Source organism: Streptomyces sp. NPDC006332, assembly GCF_040612855.1.
Classification (GTDB): Bacteria; Actinomycetota; Actinomycetes; order Streptomycetales; family Streptomycetaceae; genus Streptomyces.
Map to the genome: position 1 here is coordinate 65,750 of NZ_JBEXRA010000033.1, position 21,009 is coordinate 86,758.

Sequence of the window (21,009 nt, forward strand, 5' to 3'; positions counted from 1 at the left end):
GGGTGGATAAACATGTTTCCGTTTGAGCTCGTACGGCTGACCGATTTTGAAAACGAAGTCCGGATCGTTGTGCAGTCATCAATGGATGGCGGTTTCTGGGAAGCGCAGATCGAGATTACTAGCCTGTTCGTCAAGGGCAGCACTCTCCTCGTCCTCTCCCAGTCCAAGCTCGAAGCCTGGGCCCAGGCGCTGGACGTGCTGTCTCTGGGGCAGGACGTCACGTGGATGCAGATGGATCGCGGCCCTACGGTGAGCGTCCAGCTCGAAGGCGAACGGGATTGCCCAGAGGTTGTCGTGGAGGACGAATCCATCTCCATGGTGACCGTCCGCATCCCGATTGCCCTGGAAGATGGGTGGATCTCCGACCATCAGGCACGCATCCGCCGCTTCATCGAAAACTTGCGATAGAAGTAGAAGCTAATCCTTCAAATTGCCAGAAAAAAGCCTCACCGGCCGGGTTGCCGGTGGGGCTTTCTGGGGTGCGTGACGACCACAGTGACGGCAAGGGCCTGGGATGCCGACCCCGAGCCGTCCGAGCCGCCCGAGCCGTCACGGGTGCTCGACCGGCCTGCCGACGAACTGGACGAGTTCAGCGAGTTGGACGAGTTGGGCGAGTTGGAGGGACGGGCGCGGACTGGCGCTGGTGCGGGCCTGTGCCGACCTCTGCGGCTGGCAGCCGTCGGCCGGGGAGGGTGGTGGGCGGGGCGAATTCGTGTGGTGCGAGCTGGCAGTCGCGTAAGGGCGACGGGCTCACCGTCCGTACGGGTGGTCCGGCCAAGGTGCCGGTTTGGCCGGTTCTGTGACTTCGAAGTGGGTGCACTGTGCGTGTTTTTGCCGGGACTTGAGGGAATCTTGTGGTGATCAAGAGGTGATATTGCCCGATCGGTGAGGCGCCGTCAGTTACGGTTCTCTTCCCTTCGCGCGCAGGATGAAGGTCGCTGTCACCGTCGTCATCGACGTGATCGCCGTACCGCCGCGCCGTCTCGGGGGCTCAGAGAAACTTGGTTCGGGCTGACGTACGCCGTCGTCACGCGACGCCGTACGCCGCTCAGGCGCGTACGCGAAAACGACGTACGCATGAAGGGGTGGGACATGGCCGAGCACCGGCAGTCCAGGAAGCGCAGATACATCACGTGGGCGGTCGCCGGCGCTGCCGTCGTCGCGGGGGGCGGGATCGCCGCGCAGACCTCCATGGCCGCCACCGCCTGGCCCGCCCAGAAGACGTACACCGGCCGCGCCTTCGACACCTGCACCGCTCCCTCGCTGAACGCCATGAAGGCATGGAAGGGCGGCCTCTACGGCGCCGCCGCCGTCTACGTCGGCGGCAAGAACCGCGGCTGCTCCCAGCCCAACCTCACCAACTCCTGGGTGAAGTCGGTCAACACCGCCGGCTGGAAGCTCATACCGATCTACGTCGGCGCCCAGCCGCCCTGCCAGACCAGCTCCAACCCCGAGAAGCTCACGGCCACCAACGCGGCCTCCCTCGGCGCGACCGACGCGGCCGACGCGGTGTCCAAGGCGTCCGCCCTCGGCATGAAGGCGGGCAGCCCCATCTACCTCGACATGGAGCCGTACGACATCACGAACACGTCGTGCAACAACGCCGTGTTGACGTACGTCCGCTCCTTCACCAAGACACTGCGCGGCAAGATCTACCGTGGCGGCTACTACGGCTTCACCAGCTCCAGCGCCAAGGCCATCGCCACGGCGAAGGACAAGACGGACCTGCCGGGCAACCTCTGGTACGCGCTGTGGGACAAGCAGAACACCACGACCACCGACTGGCCGTGGGGTGCCACCCAGTTCACCGACCACAGCCGCGGCCACCAGTACCTCGTCAACAGCAAGGAGACGCGGAACGGTTACACGATCACCGTGGACCGCGACGCGTGGGACGCGCCGGTCGCCATCGTCGGCTGACGCCGAAGTCGGGTGCGGGGATGACACGGGTGCGGGGATGACAAGGATGCTGAGACCGGCGAAGGTTTTCGCCGCGCCGGTGCTGCGCGCGACCGCGGTGCGAGCCGGGTTCGCGGTGCTGCCCCTGGTCAGCCTGGGCCTGCTGTGCCCCGTGCCCTCGCTCGTGCTCGCGCTGCGGCGGCGCGCCCGCGCCGACCTGTGGGCCTTCGCCGGTTTCAGCGCGGTCCTGGTGGCCTGGGTCGCCGAACTCGGGCTGACCCCGGACGACACCCACGGCGTGCTGTTCGCGTCCGACCTGCTGCTGATCCTGCTGTCGATGGTGGGCGCCTCGCTGCACGCATGGACGGTCTGGCCCCGCCGGTCCGGACAGCGCTGACGGCGACGCAGCACAAAGCAGTACAAAGTTCGAAAGCAGGAAAGCAGTGGGCAAGCAAGTGAGACAGGTGTCGCGGGCGCGCTCCGCCCGCCAGGAACGGTCCGGAGGGACCGGACGGATCGGGGGAGCCGGAGCGGCCGGACGGACCGCGGTCGTGGGGAGGGCCGTCGTCGCGTGGCTGCGCTCGCTGCGCGGGCGCACCATCGCGCTGGCGACGGGGGCGGTCGCCGTCGTCGCCGCGGTGGTCGTGACCCTCGTACTCCTCAACCAGGGTGACGACCGGCCGCCCGTCCCGGAGACCCGGGCCCGGCACTACACCGAAGCGGACGCCTGTCTGCTCACCGGTGAGAAGGGCATCACCGCCGGGGCCGAGGCCGAGGTCTGGCAGGGCATGCAGGACGCCTCCGCGAAGACGCACGCACGCGTGAGCTACGCGCAGGTGACCGGAGAGCAGAGCGCGGGGAATGCGCGACCGTTCCTCAACGGCATGCTCCAGCGCTCCTGCGAAGTCGTCCTCGCCGTTGGAAAGCCCGAGGTCACGGCCGCCGCGCAGACCGCGCCGCAGCACCGCAAGGTGGGTTTCGTGCTGGTGGGCGACGGCAAGGCGGGCGGTTCCAACGTGACCGCCGTCCGCGCCGGCGACGGGGTGCGGGCCGGTGTCGCCGACGCCGTCGAGCGGGCGGTGGCCGGGCGGGACTGAACACCGCCCCGCACGGTGAGGGCGGGGAGCAGGCGCGGCGGTGCCCGAAGTCCTGGTGAATCGTTGGTCCAATGGGTTGGCCAGAGCCTGCCCACTGCCTAACATCGATCATCGCAAGACCTTGTGCACCGTCGCACAATCTCCTCGGGAGGTCTCCTTGCACCGCCGTCGCCGTCGCACCGCGCTCCTGCTCTCCGCCGCGATCGCCGCAGCCCCCCTCCTCACCGCCTGCGGGAACGACGCGCATCCGGGCGCCGCGGCCGTGGTCGGCGACCAGCGGATCACCGTCGCCCAGCTGGAGAACCGGGTGAGCGAGGTGCGCGACGCCCAGCGGGCGGCGGTGCCGGACGAAGCGCAGTACCAGCAGGTCATCGCCAAGACGGGCACGCTGGCCCGGGACACCCTGCACAACATGGTCCTCGACCAGGTGCTGCACCGCGCCGCCGACGACGCGGGCGTGAGTGTCAGCCGCAAGGAGATCCAGCAGATGCGGGCCGGCCTGGAGCAGCAGACCGGCGGAGCCCAGGCGCTGGAGACCGCCTGGCTCCAGGAGTACGGCATCGCCCCCGAGCGCCTCGACGAGAACCTCCGCCTCCAGCTGGAGGCCCAGAAGCTCGCCGCCAAGCTCGGCACCGACACACGTGACCCCGCCTTCTGGAGCGTCCTCGCCAAGGCCTCCAAGGAACTCGGCATCGACCTCAACCCGCGCTACGGCACCTGGGACGTGAAGAAGAGCAGCCGCGTCGACGCGAAGACGCCATGGGTACGCGAGGTCACGGTGTCGGTGACCGATCAAACGGCGTGAGCGTGAGCGTGAGCATGCGCTGACGCGGGGCGGGCGGGGAGGCGTGACGGTACGCCGGGACGCCCACACGAGAGATGTTCATACGATCGCACCGCCCCCCTGTGTCTGTGGACAACCTGATCGCCCGCCCGGCGGCGTGCGTTAGCTTCGAATGGTGAACGCAATCAGCCCCGAAGCCGCCTCGACCCCAGGTCACCCCCCGGACGCCGACCCCGCCCCCGGCCGTGTCGTCCTGCTCACCACCAGTCACCGTGTCGCACCCGGACTGCTGTCCTGGCCTGCCTGGCAGGCACTGCACGCCGCCGATCGCGTGCTGTGCGCGGACGGCGCGCATCCGCAGCTGCCGTATCTGCGCGAGGCCGGGATAACCGTCGACGAGGCGTCCCCCACCGCCGAAGAACTGGTCGCCGCGTGCGCCGGGGGGAAGACGGTGGTCGTGGTCGCGACCGGTGAGGGCGAGTCCACCCTCACCGACGGCCTGGCCCGCCTCGCCGGATCGGGCCGGGTCTCGATGCCGGAGCTGGAGTTGTTGCCCGCCTCCTACGACCTCCCGGGCGCCCGCCTCCTCGACCTCGTCCAGGTCATGGACCGCATCCGCGCCGAGTGCCCCTGGTCGTCCCGGCAGACCCACCAGGGCCTGGCGAAGTACGGCATCGAGGAGGCGTACGAACTCGTCGAGGCGATCGAGGAGGGCGACCGCGACGAACTGCGGGAGGAGCTCGGTGACGTTCTGCTCCAGGTCGTCTTCCACGCCCGCATCGCGGAGGAGGGCCGCGCCGAGGACGGCACCGACCCCTTCTCCATCGACGACGTGGCCGGCGGCATCGTCGCCAAACTCATCCACCGCCACCCGCATGTCTTCGGCGACGAGACGGCGACGACCCCCGAGGAGGTCAAGGAGCACTGGCTGCGCACCAAGGCGATCGAGAAGTGCCGCGAGTCGGTGACCGACGGCATACCCCTGGGGCAGCCGGGCCTCGCCCTGGCGGCGAAGCTGGCGTCACGAGTCCGCACGGCGCAGCTCGACGTACCGCTCCCGGGCGGCGAGGGCATCGGCTACGAGCTGCTGACCCAGGCGGTCCGGGCGGAAGCGGCCGGAGTGGACCCGGAAGCGGCACTGCGCGTCGCCGCCCGGGCCTACCGGGACGCGATACGGGCTGCCGAGGGGCTCGGAAGCTAACGGGTCCCGGCGATCCGGATACCGTCGGGGAGTGACCGACCAGCCCACTCCCACGAGCTCAGTCCCGGAACTCTTCACCTGGGAGTTCGCCACCGACCCGTACCCGGCGTACGCCTGGCTCCGGGAGCATGCCCCCGTCCACCGGACGAAGCTCCCGAGCGGCGTGGAGGCTTGGCTGGTCACCCGCTACGCCGACGCCAAGCAGGCCCTCGCCGACCAGCGACTCTCGAAGAACCCGGCGCACCACGACGAGCCCGCGCACGCCAAGGGCAAGACCGGTATCCCCGGTGAGCGCAAGGCCGAGTTGATGACCCATCTGCTCAACATCGACCCGCCGGACCACACGAGGCTCCGTCGGCTGGTGTCGAAGGCGTTCACTCCGCGACGGGTCGCCGAATTCGCCCCTCGGGTGCAGGAACTGACCGACGACCTGATCGACGCCTTCGTGGAGAAGGGGAGTGCCGATCTGATTCACGACTTCGCGTTCCCCCTCCCCATCTACACGATCTGCGACCTGCTCGGCGTCCCACGCGAGGACCAGGACGACTTCCGTGACTGGGCGGGCATGATGATCCGTCACGGGGGCGGGCCACGCGGTGGCGTCGCGCGGTCGGTGAAGAAGATGCGCGGCTATCTCGCCGAACTCATCCACCGCAAGCGTGCGGCACTCCCCGCCGAGAGCGCCGCCGGCGAGGACCTCATCTCCGGGCTCATCCGAGCCTCCGACCACGGCGAGCACCTCACCGAGAACGAGGCCGCCGCGATGGCCTTCATCCTGCTGTTCGCCGGGTTCGAGACCACCGTCAATCTCATCGGCAACGGCACCTACGCCCTGCTCACCCACCCCGACCAGCGCGCCCGCCTCCAGCGATCCCTCGCCGCCGGCGAACGCGGCCTCCTGGAGACCGGCATCGAGGAACTCCTGCGCTACGACGGCCCCGTCGAGCTCGCCACCTGGCGGTTCGCCACCCGGCCGGTCAGCATCGGCGGACAGGACATCGCGGCCGGCGACCCCGTGCTCGTCGTACTCGCCGCCGCGGACCGGGATCCGGAGCGGTTCGCCGATCCGGATGTGCTCGACCTCTCACGGAGTGACAACCAACACCTCGGATACGGCCACGGCATCCACTACTGTCTTGGCGCGCCCCTCGCCCGGCTGGAGGGCCAGAGTGCCCTCGGGACGCTCCTCACCCGCCTCCCGGACCTGCGACTCGCCGTGGATTCGGCCGATTTGCGCTGGCGCGGCGGGCTCATCATGCGCGGACTGCGTACCCTGCCCGTCGAGTTCACGCCACGTGGTCGAGCCCCTCACCTGCGTAAAGGTGACACGCCTTCAAACCTGTGATCTTCACGTGATCTACGCGGCATTAACTTGTGACAAGTGATCGTCTGCCTATACGTTCACGGATCAACGCGGCGGCGAATGTCACCCGCCGTGCGGTCACTGTTGTCTCGCGAAAGGTCTCCGCATGCTCTCCGGGAACGGCCGGCATCGTCGCCCCCGTCAGGCTCCGGCTCTTTTCGTCGCGGCCGGAGTGACCGGCTCCGCCATCGCGATCCCGCTGCTCGGCGCAACCGGCGCCAGCGCGGCCACCGGAACCACGTGGGACCAGGTCGCCAACTGCGAGACCGAGGGCTCCTGGAGCGCGAACGAAGGCGACGGTTACTACGGCGGCCTCCACATCGCGCAGAAGGACTGGGATCAGTACGGCGGACTTGACTACGCCGCGCGCGCCGACCAGGCCAGCCGCAACCAGCAGATCGCCGTCGCCGAGAAGATCCTGGCCGACCAGGGTGTCGGCTACTGGTCCACCTGTGGGCTGCTCAACGGGCTCACCAAGGACTCCCAGGCGGCCGACGTGGACACGGGTCTGGGGGCCGACACGGGCTCGGGCGCCTCGAACGACTCGGGTTCGTCCGGCTTGTCCGACTCTGAAGGTTCATCGGCCGATTCGTCCGGGAGTGGATCCTCGAGCGACACGTCGGGCACGCCTTCGGCCTCCGCGTCGGACAGCCCCTCCGGCTCGTCGTCCGATTCCTCCGGGGCGTCGGACGGTTCGAGTCGTGCGGGTAATTCGGCTGAGCCCGGCAAGTCCGGTAATTCCGGATCCGAATCCAGTGACTCGCAGGACTCCGGAGATACCTCCACCGGTACGGCGAAACAGGACGACTCGGGCGACTCGGGCAACTCCTGGCGGGTGGGCGGCTCTTCGAGTCTGGTGGACACCGGGGCCCTCGGTGGCGGCAAGCACCGCGGCGGCAGCGCCGACGAGGGCGCGGCTGTCGACGCCGCCGACGCCGGCACCGCCGGCGGCCGTCATGCCGCCGGTCGTGACTCGTACACCGTCCGTCTCGGGGACACCCTTGAGTCCATCGCCGGCTCCCTCGACCTCCAGGGAGGGTGGCGCGCCCTCTACGAGGAGAACAAGCAGGCGATCGGCTCCGACCCAAGTCATATCTCCCCCGGTCAGACCCTTGGACTTGGTGCCGAATAGGGCTAAACCGGCGGAAGTTCACGTCACACTTCGCGCTGAATGTCCTGTTTGGTGAAAGTGTGGGATGAGTCTCAGAAGACCTGATCGTCTTTGATATTCCACGGATCGCGTGTCTAACGTCGGACCGCTCGCCAACACGAGCCCCGGCTGCCGCAACGCCGAATCCTGCCAGCGGCCGTACGGGAACAGTCGTCGCGTCAAGCGCCGTAGGCAGGAGCGGGGGACCCAAGGTAGGCGCCGGGCTCAGCAGTTGAGCTGGACCCGGCTTGGGGTGAAGCCGCGTCCCGGAAGGGATGCGGCCGGGCAACTCAACCGGCCCGAACCCGACAGCTCACCTCGCAGGCGTCGGTGAGGGGATCAACCATGCTGTTTTCCGGCAAGGGCAAGCACCGTCGTCCGTCCAAGACCACTCGCGCCGCCGCGATCGCCGGAGTCACCGGCGTCGCCATCGCCGCTCCGCTGATGGCGGCCGGCAACGCCTCCGCCGCCACCTCCTCCGAGTGGGACACCGTCGCCCAGTGCGAGTCCGGCGGCAACTGGTCCATCAACACCGGCAACGGCTACTACGGCGGCCTGCAGTTCTCCGCCTCGACCTGGGCCGCGTACGGCGGCACGCAGTACGCCGCGCAGGCCAACCAGGCCTCCAAGGCGCAGCAGATCGCCGTCGCCGAGAAGGTTCTCGCCTCCCAGGGCAAGGGCGCCTGGCCGGTCTGCGGCAAGGGCCTGTCGAGCGGTGGCTACGACGGCGGCACCAGCACCTCGTCGGACAGCTCCAGCAGCTCGGACAGCTCCAGCGGCTCGAGCAGCTCCAGCGGCTCCTCGGAGGTCAACACCCGTTCCGCCGAGCAGCCGGCCTCGCGTTCCCAGGAGCGCCCGGCGGCCAAGAAGACCGTCACCACCCCGACCGGCAAGAAGGTCAAGAAGGGTGACGGCGAGTACAAGGTCGTCAAGGGTGACACCCTCAGCTCGATCGCCGAGAAGCACAAGGTCAAGGGCGGCTGGGAGAAGCTGTTCGAGCTGAACAAGGACATCGTCGAGGACGCCAACCTCATCTACCCGGGTCAGCAGCTGCACCTGAAGTAGTACGCGGCGCCCGTCCGAACCACAGCGCCCTCCCCTCCGTGGCCCTCATGTCGAGGGCCTCGTGAGGGCCCCGTCCCCACGGGCTCCCCGCTCCGGTGCGTGTTCCCCCGTACGCACCGGAGCGGGGTCTTTTTGTGTGGTCTTCCGCGCGACCGTTGTGGGCTTCCACGCCCACGCTTTGTTCCGTTCGGAAACAATTTCCTCTCGGTTCTGCCCAAGGGGTGGGCGACAGGGGGGCCGATCGCCCCGAGGCGGTTAGGCTCATCCCGCGGAGCCGACCGCGACTCCGTGCACTACGGGTCCCCGCGGCCCGCGTACCCCGCGTCACATCCCAGAAGGAGATGCTCGTGCCGTCCATCGACGTCGTCGTAGCCCGGGAAATCCTGGACTCCCGAGGCAACCCCACGGTCGAGGTCGAGGTCGGCCTCGACGACGGCAGCACGGGTCGTGCCGCCGTCCCCTCCGGCGCCTCCACGGGCGCCTTCGAGGCCATCGAGCTCCGCGACGGTGACCCGAACCGCTACCAGGGCAAGGGTGTCGAGAAGGCCGTCCTCGCCGTCATCGAGCAGATCGGCCCGGAGCTGGTCGGCTACGACGCCACCGAGCAGCGCCTGATCGACCAGGCCATGTTCGACCTGGACGCCACCGACAACAAGGGCTCCCTCGGCGCCAACGCCATCCTCGGCGTGTCCCTCGCCGTCGCCCACGCCGCCTCCGAGGCCAGCGACCTCCCGCTCTTCCGCTACCTGGGCGGCCCGAACGCGCACCTGCTGCCGGTGCCGATGATGAACATCCTGAACGGCGGCTCGCACGCCGACTCCAACGTGGACATCCAGGAGTTCATGATCGCCCCGATCGGCGCGGAGTCCTTCTCCGAGGCGCTGCGCTGGGGCACCGAGGTCTACCACACCCTCAAGAAGGTCCTGAAGAGCAAGGGCCTGGCCACCGGTCTCGGTGACGAGGGCGGCTTCGCCCCGAACCTCGGCTCCAACCGTGAGGCCCTCGACCTCATCCTCGAGGCGGTCAAGGAGGCCGGGTACACCCCCGGCGAGCAGATCGCCCTCGCGCTCGACGTCGCCGCGTCCGAGTTCTACAAGGACGGCGTCTACACCTTCGAGGGCAAGGAGCGCTCCGCCGCCGAGATGACGGACTACTACGCCGAGCTCGTCGAGGCGTACCCGCTCGTCTCCATCGAGGACCCGCTGTTCGAGGACGACTGGGCCGGCTGGAAGACCATCACCGACCGGCTCGGCGACAAGGTCCAGCTCGTCGGCGACGACCTGTTCGTCACCAACCCGGAGCGCCTGGCCCGCGGCATCGACGAGGGTGCCGCCAACGCGCTGCTCGTCAAGGTCAACCAGATCGGCTCGCTGACCGAGACCCTGGACGCCGTCGAGCTGGCCCAGCGCAACGGCTTCAAGTGCATGATGTCCCACCGCTCCGGCGAGACCGAGGACGTCACCATCGCCGACCTCGCCGTCGCCACCAACTGCGGCCAGATCAAGACCGGCGCCCCGGCCCGCTCCGAGCGCGTCGCCAAGTACAACCAGCTGCTGCGCATCGAGGAGATCCTCGACGACGCCGCGGTGTACGCCGGCCGCTCGGCCTTCCCGCGGTTTCGCTCTGCGAACTAGTAAGCACGGCCGCTCCGCGAACTAGTAAGCACGGCCGCTCCGCGAACTAGTAAGCACAGCGCTCTGCGAACCAGTAGGCGTGAGCACAGCCGCGGCGCGATCCCCAAGGCCTGACCCGTTAAGGTCCAAGCCTTAGCCAGTCGTACGTACGTCCCCGTACCCGGTCCCGTACCGTGTCCGGGGACGTACGCACGTGTGAGACGGGAGGCGGGGACATGGCCGTGAAGGACCGGGACCGTTTCTCCACGACGACCAGGATCAGGCTGCTCGGCGAGCAGACGGCCGCCCGTGTCTACCGCTCCCAGACCAAACGGCAGGCCCGCCGCTCCCGGCTCACCGGCCGGGCCGCGCTGCTCGCCCTCGTGCTGTGCACGCTGATCGTGGCGCTCGCCTATCCCATGAGGCAGTACGTCGCCCAGCGCGCCGAGTTCGCCGAGGTGCAGCGCAAGCAGGAGCGAACCCGGGAACGGGTCGAGCAGCTGCGCGACCTCAAGGCACGGTGGCAGGACGACGCGTACGCGGAGCAGCAGATCCGGCAGCGGCTGCACTACGTCATGCCGGGGGAGACCGGCTTCGTCGTCATCGACCCCAACGCGGCCAGGCAGTCCCGCTCCGACCTGGGCGCCGCGGACCGCCCCTGGTACGCGAACGTCTGGGACGGCGTCGACTCGTCCGACGCCTCCGACCAGTGAACCGACAGACACCTAAGAGAGACTTCCGTACAGGCATGCAAACGCCCCCGCCGCCCACCCCGCGCACCGAGCCCACCGACGCGGACGTCGAGGCCTTCCAGCAGCAGCTCGGGCGCCCTCCGCGCGGCCTGCGCGCGATCGCGCACCGCTGCCCCTGCGGCGAGCCGGACGTGGTGGAGACGGCCCCGCGCCTCCCCGACGGCACGCCCTTCCCGACGCTGTACTACCTGACCTGCCCGAAGGCCGCCTCGGCGATCGGCACGCTGGAGGCGAACGGCGTGATGAAGGAGATGACGGCCCGGCTGGAGAGCGACCCGGAGCTGGCCGCCGCCTACCGCGCCGCGCACGAGGACTACATCCGGCGCCGCGACGAGATCGAGGAGCTGACCGGCTTCCCCAGCGCGGGCGGCATGCCGGACCGGGTGAAGTGCCTGCACGTCCTGGTCGCCCACTCCCTCGCGGCGGGCCCCGGGGTGAACCCGCTGGGCGACGAGGCGCTGGAGATGCTGCCGGAGTGGTGGCGCAAGGGGACCTGTGTGACGCGGGCTCAGGAGAACGCCAAGTGACCAGGGTCGCCGCCGTCGACTGCGGCACGAACTCGATCCGGCTCCTGGTCGCCGACGCCGACCCCGAGACCGGGGAACTGGTCGACCTGGACCGCCGTATGACGATCGTCCGGCTCGGCCAGGGCGTCGACCGGACGGGCCGTCTCGCCCCCGAGGCGCTGGAGCGGACCTTCGCCGCCTGCCGTGAGTACGCGGCGATCATCAAGGAGCACGGCGCGCAGCGGGTGCGCTTCGTGGCCACCTCGGCATCCCGGGACGCCGAGAACCGGGACGAGTTCGTGCGCGGGGTGCTGGACATCCTGGGCGTCGAGCCCGAGGTCATCTCCGGTGACCAGGAGGCCGAGTTCTCCTTCACCGGCGCGACGCGGGAGCTGACCGGACGGGACGACCTGCACCGGCCCTTCCTGGTCGTGGACATCGGGGGCGGCTCGACCGAGTTCGTGGTCGGCGACGACCAGGTGCGCGCGGCACGCTCGGTGGACGTCGGCTGCGTGCGTATGACGGAGCGTCATCTGGTCCGGGACCGTGTCGTGTCCGACCCGCCGTCCGAGGAGCAGGTCGAGGCGATGCGCGCCGACATCGAGGCCGCCCTCGACCTCGCCGAACAGACGGTCCCGCTGCGTGAGGCGCGCACCCTGGTGGGCCTGGCCGGCTCGGTGACGACGGTCTCCGCGATCGCGCAGAACCTCCCCGAGTACGACTCCGTGGCCATCCACCACTCCCGCGTCTCCCGCGACCGGGTCCGCGAGATCAGCGACTGGCTGCTGCGCTCCACCCACGCCGAGCGCGCGGCCGTTCCCTCCATGCACCCGGGCCGCGTCGACGTGATCGGGGCGGGCGCCCTCGTCCTCCTCGCGATCATGGAACGGACCGGCGCGGCGGAGGTCGTGGTGAGCGAGCACGACATCCTCGACGGGATCGCGTGGTCGGTGGCGTAGGTCCGCCATCGAAGATCCACGGGCCTCTCCTGAGCAGGTCGGAGAACGTATGAGCGCCTCGGGGAGGTCCGCGCGGGCCCCTCGGTGACGGGCTCCCGAGAAAGTTCGTGAAGTTCTTCACAAGGAAATCGGCCCGCTCGGAGGACGAATGGCGGCCCGTTGACCCTTCTGGGGGGTCAAAGCCCCTTTGAACGTGTTCAGAAGGGGTGTGCGGGGGTGCTTCGAAGGGGGTGGCGGAGGGCCGGGCGAGAGGGCTTCACAGGGGGCTCGGGGGCACAGAGAGGCAGCTCACGCGGCATTGACAACGGCGTTCTCTGCGCACAGGTTCCCGGTTCACGCCATGATGTGGATCACGCGAGCCGCGGAGAATAGCACACACCCCGACCATGCTTGTGAAGGGGCGCACGAGCCATGGTCCAGTGGCGGGTGGATACTCGATGGCATGAGCACCACGGAGCGTCCCAGGATCCTCGTAGTAGGCGGTGGGTACGTAGGCCTGTACGCAGCTCGGCGCATCATGAAGAAGATGCGCTACGGCGAGGCGACCGTCACGGTCGTCGACCCCCGGTCGTACATGACCTACCAGCCCTTCCTCCCCGAAACCGCCGCCGGAAGCATCTCCCCGCGCCACGTCGTCGTCCCGCTGCGACGCGTGCTGCCCAAGGCGGAGGTCCTCACCGGCCGGGTCACCACCATCGACCAGGACCGCAAGGTCGCCTCGATCTCCCCGCTGGTCGGCGAGGCGTACGAGCTGCCCTTCGACTACCTGGTGATCGCGCTCGGCGCGGTCTCCCGCACCTTCCCGATCCCCGGCCTCGCCGAACAGGGCATCGGTATGAAGGGTATCGAGGAGGCCATCGGCCTGCGCAACCACGTGCTGGAGCAGCTGGACAAGGCCGACTCCACGCAGGACGAGGAGATCCGCCGCAAGGCGCTCACCTTCGTCTTCGTCGGCGGTGGCTTCGCGGGTGCGGAGACCATCGGCGAGGTCGAGGACATGGCCCGCGACGCGGCCAAGTACTACAACAACGTGTCCCGTGAGGACATGCGGTTCATCCTCGTCGACGCGGCCGACAAGATCCTCCCCGAGGTCGGCCCCAAGCTCGGCCAGTACGGCAAGGAGCACCTGGAGAGCCGCGGTGTCGAGGTCTACCTCTCCACCTCCATGGACTCCTGCGTCGACGGCCACGTGGTACTGAAGAACGGCCTCGAGGTCGACTCCAGCACCATCGTCTGGACGGCCGGCGTCAAGCCCAACCCGGTCCTGTCCCGCTACAACCTTCCCCTGGGTCCCCGTGGTCACGTCGACTGCGAGTCCACGCTCCAGGTCAAGGGCACGGACTACATCTGGTCCGCCGGTGACAACGCCCAGGTTCCGGACCTCGTCGGCCGCAAGGCGGGCAACGAGAACGCCTGGTGCCCGCCGAACGCGCAGCACGCGCTGCGGCAGGCGCGGGTCCTCGGTGACAACGTGATCTCCGGTATGCGGGGCTTCCCGCAGAAGGACTACAGCCACGCCAACAAGGGTGCTGTCGCGGGCCTCGGCCTCCACAAGGGCGTCGCGATGATCGTCATGGGCAAGATGAAGATCAAGCTCAAGGGCCGTCTCGCCTGGTACATGCACCGCGGCTACCACGGTCTGGCGATGCCGACCTGGAACCGGAAGATCCGTGTCTTCGCCGACTGGACCCTCGGCATGTTCCTCAAGCGCGAGGTCGTCGCCCTGGGCGCCCTGGAGACTCCGCGCGAGGAGTTCTACGAGGCGGCCAAGCCGGCGCCGGTCGCCGCGCCCAAGGCCGCGGAGAAGCCCAAGGCCGAGCAGGCCAAGGCCTCCTGACCTCCGGTCACTGAACGCCCCGAAGGGGCCGCCCGCCATCCGTGGTGCGGGCGGCCCCTTCGGCGTGTTCCGGCTCTCTCAGTTCACCATCTCTCGGGTTCGCACGCGAGCCCGGCGTCGTGCGGAGGAGATGAGTGTGAAGCAATTATGCGAGTGTGCATTCGACTGCTCAGGCCGCCTCCGCCGTTGATACGTCAAGAGTTGGGTAAGGGAATCCGTGATCAGTCGCGCGTTCGCGACTGTCGCGGCACGGGGAACGCGGGAGGGTACGGGGCATGGCCTGGGACGAGTGGGAGCAACTCAAGTCCGACGCGGCACGTGGGGGCTCTGCGCAGATGCAGCTCAACCAGCTGCCTGCGGAGGGTGGTGGTAGCTCCGGGGATTTGGTCGTCCACGACGACGAGTTGGGCAAGCTCGGGAACATGGCGTACGACCTGCTCGGGAAATTCCGGGTGGACGCGGACTTCGCACGGCCCAGCACTTTTACGGCGTCCATCGACCTTTTCAACGACGGCCTGGACATGGGGTCCGCCCTCACCGAGTTACACGACGCGTGGAACACCCAACAGCAGACGCTGAAAGAGGCCTGCGCCCACATCTCCAACCATCTGGACTTCAGCCGTGCCCAGCACGCCAAGGACGACGCGGCCGTCGTGACCGGCATGAGGAACGCTGCGGGCGACCTGATGACGGTCTCCCGCATAAACGAGTACTTCAAGTAGCGGCGGCGGGGCTGACGAAGATGGCGACGGAAACACTCACCGCGCAGGAACTCACGGACCTGCGCCTGGGCACGCTGAACACCGCGGTCTCCGACTGGAAGACCATGGCCGACAGACTGGAGCTGCTGGCCACCGGCGGCAACGGCGAGGCCAGCGCGACGGATCTGGAGAAGAAGGCCAACGCCGCGAACTGGAAGGGCGCCAACGCCACGGTCTCGCGGGAGTTCGTCACGAAGACGGCGGCGCAGTTCGCGGACGCGGCCGATGAGGCGAAGAGCGTACTGGCGGTTCTGCGTGACGCGCACACTGCCTTAAAGAAGCACAAGGAAAGCCTGCGCACCGCCATCGACGAGCTGGCGAAGAGCAACATCTACGTCAACGGCAACGGGAAGGTCGCCGCCTCCGTCCCCTCCGGCCAGGCCGCCGGTGACGCCGATATCCACAAGCCCACGGACGGGGAACTCGACGCCGCCCAAAGCAGGATCACCAGGATCCTCTGGGAGGCGACTGAAACCGACCGCATCGCGGCCCGGGCGCTGCGCCAACTTGCCAGGAACAAGTACGACTTCACCGACCAGGGCCCGGACAACCTGAAGGACGCCGATCGCGACCAGGGCAAGGCGGACGCCGAGTACTGGCGCAAGGAGGTGGCCAAGGGCGACGTCTCCGAGTGGAGCGAAGAGAAGCTGGCGCGCTTCAACGAGACCCTCGAGAACCAGCGCGACAACCCCGGCTTCACCGAGTCCTTCGCCACCGGTCTGGGCGCGGACGGCACTCTCCAGTTCTGGCGTGACCTCGCCGCCCCACCCGGCGGTGCGGTCGAGGGTGACCGGGCCAAGATGTTGGGGCACGTACAGGACAACCTGAGCATGGCCCTCGCCAACGCCTCCCACAGCGACAGCCAGGCCATGGAGACCTGGAAGAAGGACGTGATCGCGTCCGGCACCAAGATCTTCCCCGTCGATCCCGCCATGCCCATGGGCCCGAACGGCTACCAGGTGATGAGTAGCCTGATGGGCAAGGGAAAGTACGACGACGATTTCCTGCACGACTACGGCGACGCGATGCTCAAGTACGAACGCGAGTACCCGGGCGACCCCGGCGTCGCCTGGCGCGACACGACCGACCTCAGCTACCCGCCCACCGGCAACGCCAACGATCCGGTCGCCGGCTACATGGAGGCCCTCGGCCACAACCCCGAGGCGTCCCTGGAATTCTTCAACGACTCGACGACAGCGGACGGCAAGAAGCTCGACAACTGGGACTACTTGGTCGGTCATGGCAATGACGCCCGCAAATGGCCGTTGGGCGATGACGGCAAGCCGACGGGATTCGACAATCTCGGCCACGCGCTGGAGTCCGCCACGCTCGGGTATGCGTACGACGACCAGGATCCCAGCATTCCGCCGATGAAGACCGAGGCACAGATCGAGGCGCGGAACGACCGACTGGATCTGGTCTCCAAGGTTGTGGACAACTATGAGTCGGCGGAGGTGATCGACAATCAGCCGGGGATCAGGGACAGCATCGCGAACATCGCGGCGGGCCATATCGACAGCCTCAACTACTCCATGGCCGACTGGGGTGGCAGCGGAGATCTCGCCGACCGGGACGGGATGTTCAATGACGATCAGCGGCATCTGCGGGATCTCGGCGAACCCAACACGGCGAACTTCCTCAGGGCCCTGGGTTCCGACAAGGACTCCTACGACACCGTTTCGGTGGCTCAACAAACGTATGGCTCCAGCCTGATGGCCGCGCAGGGGGATCATCAGAGCAACGCGCTCGACGCCGGGCTGCACAGCGTCACGATGCACGGTCTCTTGGACCAGGCCCGCGCCGAGAGCATCGGGGAGCAGTTCGCCGACGACGAGAAGGAGCGGAACAAGGCGCTCGAAAAGCAGGGCGAGTGGCGTAACTTCGCGGCCGGTGCGACGGTCGGTGTCGCCGTGGGTGTGGCCTCCGGGGTGGTCGTGCCTGTCGGGGCGGCCGCGGCCATCGCGGTGCCGCTCGCCTTCGAGACCGCCGGGAGCGCCGCAGAGACTCATATGGCGACGGAAACGATCGACTGGCTCGACGAGAACGAGTACAAGAACGACCAGCAGGCGGTGGAAGGCATCCAGAAGGCCAAGCAGGACGGACAGCACAACGCGATGACCCCGCTCTTGAACTACGCGGAACAGCACGACATGTCGGCCAGCGAGGTGCGGAAACTGGCCAGGGATGCGCGTGGCGTCTACAACGACGGCGGCGAGTACACCGACACCGATGACACGCGGGGATGGTGAGGATGCGAAAGACCGCCGTCGGCTCGCTGCTCGTCCTGCTGCTGGGGGCGGGGAGCTGCACGTCCGGGAATGGGGACGGCGATGAGGACGGCACAGAGGCGACTGCCGGCGAGCAGACGACTTGCGAGCAGTTGCTGGGCGCGTCCGGCGTGGACTGGGTCAAGAACAGCACCAAGGACAAGACGGGTGTGGCGACCGACTCCGAGACACTGAAGAGCGCCAGATCGCTGTTCTACAGCTATGCGAAGGCATGGTCTCCGAAGAGTTCAGAAATCCCCATGTTCACGAACTCTGAACTGTGCAGGGTTTTGAAGACGGCGGGCGCCTCAGGTAATAAGAATCTGTCGATCCACTATGGTGCGTCCATCGTCCCCTTCCATGAGAAATCGGGCGCTTCAGAGGCTGGGACGGCCACCGCCGTCAACGCCGACGTGAAACTGGTGCATAAAACAGCACGAAACGGAACCGCCAAGTACTACGTCTACATAAAGTGTCGGGTTTCCGGCGCACCCGAAGGGCAGGAGAACGAGGTACCGATCGAGGGAGTCATGAATGACACTCTCACCGGCGACACCGATACCCGGACCCACATGAAGTACCTCTTGCACTCCGCCGGCGTCGTGGCCCGCTCCTTCGACTGCAAGAACAACCCGACGGTTCCGGCAGACCCGCCCACCGCCGTGAAGTAGCGCCTATGGATGAAGGCCCGCTCACTCTTTGTGATGACGGTCGTCGGTCGCGGTGGCAACCGATGACCGTGTCGCGCCGGACGTAGTCGACGCACCGTTCCTAAAGACTGAGCGGGAGTGGGTGGGGACAACACCCCCAGTCCGCAGATCAGTCAACGTGGCGTCTGCACGCGCTTTGCCAAGCCGTAACGCGCATGGGGGACTGTGCCCCGGCCCCGCAGGTGTTTACGTGGTGTTGGACATTCCGGGATCCATTGTCACGGAGGTGCACATCATGCCGGATGCCGCGCTGCGGCTGCAGAGCCTCGTGGAACAGTTGGTGGGAGCCCCGCTTCCGGTGCGCGTCCGCGCCTGGGACGGTTCGCAGGCGGGGCCGCCGGGCGCGCCCACCCTCGTGGTGCGCAATCGCCGGGCCGTGCGCCGCCTGCTGTGGAAGCCGGGCGAGCTGGGTCTGGCCCGTGGCTGGGTCGCCGGTGACCTGGACATCGAGGGAGATCTCTACGCCTGCCTCGACCTGATGTCTGGGCTCGTCTGGGAGCGCGGGGACGACGCCCGCACGCTCGTCCAGGCACTCCGCGACCCCGAGTTCCGGGCCGCCGCCCGGGGCCTCGTCGCGCTCGCCGGGCCCCCGCTGCCGCCCGCCCCACCGCGCGAGGAGATCCGCAGACCGCGCCGTGGCCTGCACACCAAACGGACCGACAGACGCGCCATCAGTCACCACTACGACGTCGGCAACGACTTCTACGAGATCGTCCTCGGGCCGTCCATGGTGTACTCCTGCGCCTACTGGCCCGCCCCCGAAGCGGACGGCGGCATCCTGGAGGCCGCCCAGCGCGACAAGCTCGAACTCGTCTCCCGCAAGCTCGCTCTGCGGCCCGGTCAGCGGCTCCTCGACGTCGGCTGCGGCTGGGGCTCGATGGCCATCCACGCCGCACGCGAGCACGGCGTGCGGGTCGTCGGCATCACCCTCTCCCAGGAGCAGGCCGCCTACGCCCGCAAGCGCGTCGCCGGCGAGGGACTGACCGACCGGATCGAGATCCGCGTACAGGACTACCGGGACGTCGCCGACGGGCCGTACGACGCTATCTCGTCCATCGGGATGGCCGAACACGTCGGCTCCGAACGCTACCTGGAGTACGCGGAGAACCTCTTCCGGCTCCTCAAGCCCGGCGGACGGCTGCTCAACCACCAGATCGGCCGCCGCCCGCAGCGCGACGAATCGGCCTACGACATGGACGAGTTCATCGACGCCTACGTCTTTCCCGACGGCGAGCTGGCCCCGGTCGGCACCACCGTGACCCAGCTCGAACGCGCCGGGTTCGAGGTGCGGGACGTCGAGTCGATCCGCGAGCACTACGCCCTCACCCTGCGCCGCTGGGTCGCCAACCTGGAGGCCGACTGGACCCGGGCCGTGCGGCTGACCAGCCCCGGCCGGGCCCGCGTCTGGCGGCTCTACATGGCCGCGTCCGCGGTCGCCTTCGAACGCAACCGCATCGGCGTCAACCAGGTCCTCGCCGTCCGGACACCCGAGTCCGGCGACTCCGGCCTGCCACTGCGCTCCCGCACCTGGAACTGAGGCGAAGGGCCCGCTTCCCTGGACGGAAGCGGGCCCCGACTGCCGTACCCCTGTCCCAGCCGCTACCGGACATCATTCGCAGTGCTCCGGCCTTCAGGCCGGGGGTGAAGCGAATCTTGTGGCTGCGACGCGGAGTGTCGTGGTCTCGTTCCGGCGGAGCCGGACTTCGCTTCGTGGCGGTGACGGATCGTCCACATGTTCCCGGTGACGACGGAGGTTCGACTTACCTAGTGTGATCGTCATGCAGCTCCGGTACGCCTTCCGCCTGTACCCCGACGCCGCTCAGCAGGCCTCGCTGGCCAGGGCGTTCGGGTGCGCACGCGTCGTGTTCAACGACGCCGTGCGTGCCCGTGAGGACGCCCGTAAGGCCGGGCAGCCGTTCCCGACGGCGGGGCAGCTGTCCACCTGCCTGATCACGGAAGCGAAACGGACGCCGGAGCGGTCCTGGCTGGGTGAGGTGTCCGCCGTCGTCCTCCAGCAGTCCCTGCGGGACGCCGAGACCGCGTACCGCAACTTTTTCGCCTCCCTCAAGGGTGCGCGGAAGGGCCCGAGAATGGGCCGGCCCCGGTGCAAGTCCCGCAAGGACGCCCGGCAGTCGATCCGGTTCACCGCCAACGCCCACTGGAACATCACCGACAGCGGCCGTCTGAACCTGCCGAAGATCGGCGCGGTGAAGGTGAAATGGTCCCGCACCCTACCCGCCACCCCCACCTCCGTCACCGTCATCAAAGACGCAGCAGGCTGGTTCTTCGCCTCCTTCGTCATCGACACCGACCCCGCCGCCGACGCGGCCCGGATGCCTGAGACCGACGGCACCATCGGTATCGATCTCGGCCTCACCCACTTCGCGGTCCTCTCCGACGGCACGAAGATCGACTCCCCGTGCTTTTTGCGGCGCGCGGAGAAGAAGCTGAAGAAAGCCCAGCGTGAGCTGTCCCGCAAACAGAAGGGATCAGGGAACCGGGCCAAGGCCCGTCTCAAGGTCGCCCGCGCCCACGCCAAAGTTGCTGACGCACGCCGTGAGTTCCACCACCAACTCTCCACCAGGCTGATTACCGATAACCAAGGGATCGCCGTGGAGGACCTGTCGGTGGCGGGACTGGCTCGCACGAAGCTGGCCAAGTCCGTGCACGACGCCGGATGGTCATCGTTCATCAGCATGCTGGAGTACAAGGCGGAGCGGTATGGCCGCACCCTGGTGAAGATCGGCCGGTTCGAGCCGACCTCCCAGACCTGCTCCACCTGCGGGATCAAGGACGGGCCCAAACCCTTGAACGTCCGGGAATGGACCTGTAGCGCCTGCGGCACCGTCCACGACCGGGACACCAACGCCGCGATCAACGTGAAGACGGCCGCCGGACTGGCGGTGACGGCCTGCGGAGCGCCGGTAAGACCGGGAGCAGTCCCGGCACAGCGCGAAGAAACAGGAAGCCACGGATTCTCGACCGAACGCTGTGCCGCGTAGCGGCACAGCGTTCGGTCGAGAAGGCCAGAATCCTTGGGCTTCA

The 21,009-nt window shown here is 68.2% G+C and carries 19 protein-coding genes, 1 pseudogene and 1 riboswitch; all 20 genes and pseudogenes read left to right on the forward strand.

The window, feature by feature from the left end:
- The first annotated feature begins 12 nt into the window (after window positions 1–12).
- The 20 genes and pseudogenes from ABZ027_RS27025 to ABZ027_RS27120 all read left to right on the forward strand — a co-directional run bounded on the left by ABZ027_RS27025 (window position 13) and on the right by ABZ027_RS27120 (window position 20,966).
- A complete protein-coding gene (locus tag ABZ027_RS27025; protein ID WP_356772731.1) occupies window positions 13–408 on the forward strand; it encodes a DUF5959 family protein in 396 nt (131 codons plus the stop codon).
- A 189-nt stretch (window positions 409–597) separates the two neighbouring features.
- Window positions 598–739 (forward strand): annotated as a pseudogene (locus ABZ027_RS27030) (ATP-binding protein); the annotation flags it as partial.
- A gap of 353 nt (window positions 740–1,092) precedes the next feature.
- Window positions 1,093–1,920 carry a glycoside hydrolase domain-containing protein gene (locus ABZ027_RS27035; protein ID WP_356772733.1) on the forward strand — a complete coding sequence of 276 codons (828 nt, stop codon included), beginning with the start codon at window positions 1,093–1,095 and terminating at the stop codon, window positions 1,918–1,920.
- Window positions 1,921–1,966: 46 nt separating this feature from the next.
- Window positions 1,967–2,296 (forward strand): hypothetical protein, encoded by a 330-nt coding sequence (locus ABZ027_RS27040; protein ID WP_356772735.1) that lies wholly within the window; start codon window positions 1,967–1,969, stop codon window positions 2,294–2,296.
- 154 nt (window positions 2,297–2,450) lie between these two features.
- Window positions 2,451–2,996: a hypothetical protein gene (locus tag ABZ027_RS27045; protein WP_356772737.1), complete on the forward strand. Its 546-nt coding sequence runs from the start codon at window positions 2,451–2,453 to the stop codon at window positions 2,994–2,996.
- A gap of 157 nt (window positions 2,997–3,153) precedes the next feature.
- Window positions 3,154–3,801, forward strand: a complete 648-nt coding sequence (locus ABZ027_RS27050; RefSeq protein WP_356772739.1) for a SurA N-terminal domain-containing protein — start codon at window positions 3,154–3,156, stop codon at window positions 3,799–3,801.
- A 163-nt stretch (window positions 3,802–3,964) separates the two neighbouring features.
- A complete protein-coding gene (locus tag ABZ027_RS27055) occupies window positions 3,965–4,981 on the forward strand; it encodes a nucleoside triphosphate pyrophosphohydrolase (RefSeq protein ID WP_356772794.1) in 1,017 nt (338 codons plus the stop codon).
- Between the two features lie 31 nt (window positions 4,982–5,012).
- Window positions 5,013–6,326 carry a cytochrome P450 gene (locus ABZ027_RS27060; RefSeq protein WP_356772741.1) on the forward strand — a complete coding sequence of 438 codons (1,314 nt, stop codon included), beginning with the start codon at window positions 5,013–5,015 and terminating at the stop codon, window positions 6,324–6,326.
- Window positions 6,327–6,450: 124 nt separating this feature from the next.
- The gene (locus tag ABZ027_RS27065; protein WP_356772743.1) at window positions 6,451–7,476 is read left to right on the forward strand and encodes a transglycosylase family protein; all 1,026 of its coding nucleotides are present in this window, start codon (window positions 6,451–6,453) and stop codon (window positions 7,474–7,476) included.
- Between the two features lie 192 nt (window positions 7,477–7,668).
- Window positions 7,669–7,836, forward strand: a riboswitch (cyclic di-AMP (ydaO/yuaA leader).
- A 3-nt stretch (window positions 7,837–7,839) separates the two neighbouring features.
- Window positions 7,840–8,559 (forward strand): transglycosylase family protein, encoded by a 720-nt coding sequence (locus ABZ027_RS27070; RefSeq protein ID WP_356772745.1) that lies wholly within the window; start codon window positions 7,840–7,842, stop codon window positions 8,557–8,559.
- Between the two features lie 347 nt (window positions 8,560–8,906).
- Window positions 8,907–10,193, forward strand: coding sequence for a phosphopyruvate hydratase (gene eno, locus ABZ027_RS27075; RefSeq protein WP_356772747.1), 1,287 nt, complete (start codon window positions 8,907–8,909; stop codon window positions 10,191–10,193).
- A 215-nt stretch (window positions 10,194–10,408) separates the two neighbouring features.
- A complete protein-coding gene (locus ABZ027_RS27080; RefSeq protein WP_356772749.1) occupies window positions 10,409–10,885 on the forward strand; it encodes a septum formation initiator family protein in 477 nt (158 codons plus the stop codon).
- Between the two features lie 35 nt (window positions 10,886–10,920).
- Window positions 10,921–11,451: a DUF501 domain-containing protein gene (locus ABZ027_RS27085; RefSeq protein ID WP_356772751.1), complete on the forward strand. Its 531-nt coding sequence runs from the start codon at window positions 10,921–10,923 to the stop codon at window positions 11,449–11,451.
- Window positions 11,448–12,389 (forward strand): Ppx/GppA phosphatase family protein, encoded by a 942-nt coding sequence (locus ABZ027_RS27090; RefSeq protein WP_356772753.1) that lies wholly within the window; start codon window positions 11,448–11,450, stop codon window positions 12,387–12,389. Before ABZ027_RS27085 ends, ABZ027_RS27090 begins: the two co-directional genes overlap by 4 nt.
- A gap of 442 nt (window positions 12,390–12,831) precedes the next feature.
- Window positions 12,832–14,226, forward strand: a complete 1,395-nt coding sequence (locus ABZ027_RS27095) for an NAD(P)/FAD-dependent oxidoreductase (protein ID WP_356772755.1) — start codon at window positions 12,832–12,834, stop codon at window positions 14,224–14,226.
- Between the two features lie 275 nt (window positions 14,227–14,501).
- Complete coding sequence (locus tag ABZ027_RS27100) at window positions 14,502–14,948, forward strand: hypothetical protein (protein ID WP_356772757.1); 447 nt, start codon at window positions 14,502–14,504, stop codon at window positions 14,946–14,948.
- Between the two features lie 20 nt (window positions 14,949–14,968).
- Window positions 14,969–17,236, forward strand: coding sequence for a hypothetical protein (locus ABZ027_RS27105; RefSeq protein WP_356772759.1), 2,268 nt, complete (start codon window positions 14,969–14,971; stop codon window positions 17,234–17,236).
- Window positions 17,237–17,238: 2 nt separating this feature from the next.
- Complete coding sequence (locus ABZ027_RS27110) at window positions 17,239–17,925, forward strand: hypothetical protein (RefSeq protein WP_356772761.1); 687 nt, start codon at window positions 17,239–17,241, stop codon at window positions 17,923–17,925.
- A 274-nt stretch (window positions 17,926–18,199) separates the two neighbouring features.
- The gene (locus tag ABZ027_RS27115) at window positions 18,200–19,501 is read left to right on the forward strand and encodes a cyclopropane-fatty-acyl-phospholipid synthase family protein (RefSeq protein WP_356772763.1); all 1,302 of its coding nucleotides are present in this window, start codon (window positions 18,200–18,202) and stop codon (window positions 19,499–19,501) included.
- A gap of 241 nt (window positions 19,502–19,742) precedes the next feature.
- A complete protein-coding gene (locus ABZ027_RS27120) occupies window positions 19,743–20,966 on the forward strand; it encodes an RNA-guided endonuclease TnpB family protein (RefSeq protein WP_356772764.1) in 1,224 nt (407 codons plus the stop codon).
- Window positions 20,967–21,009: the final 43 nt, after the last annotated feature.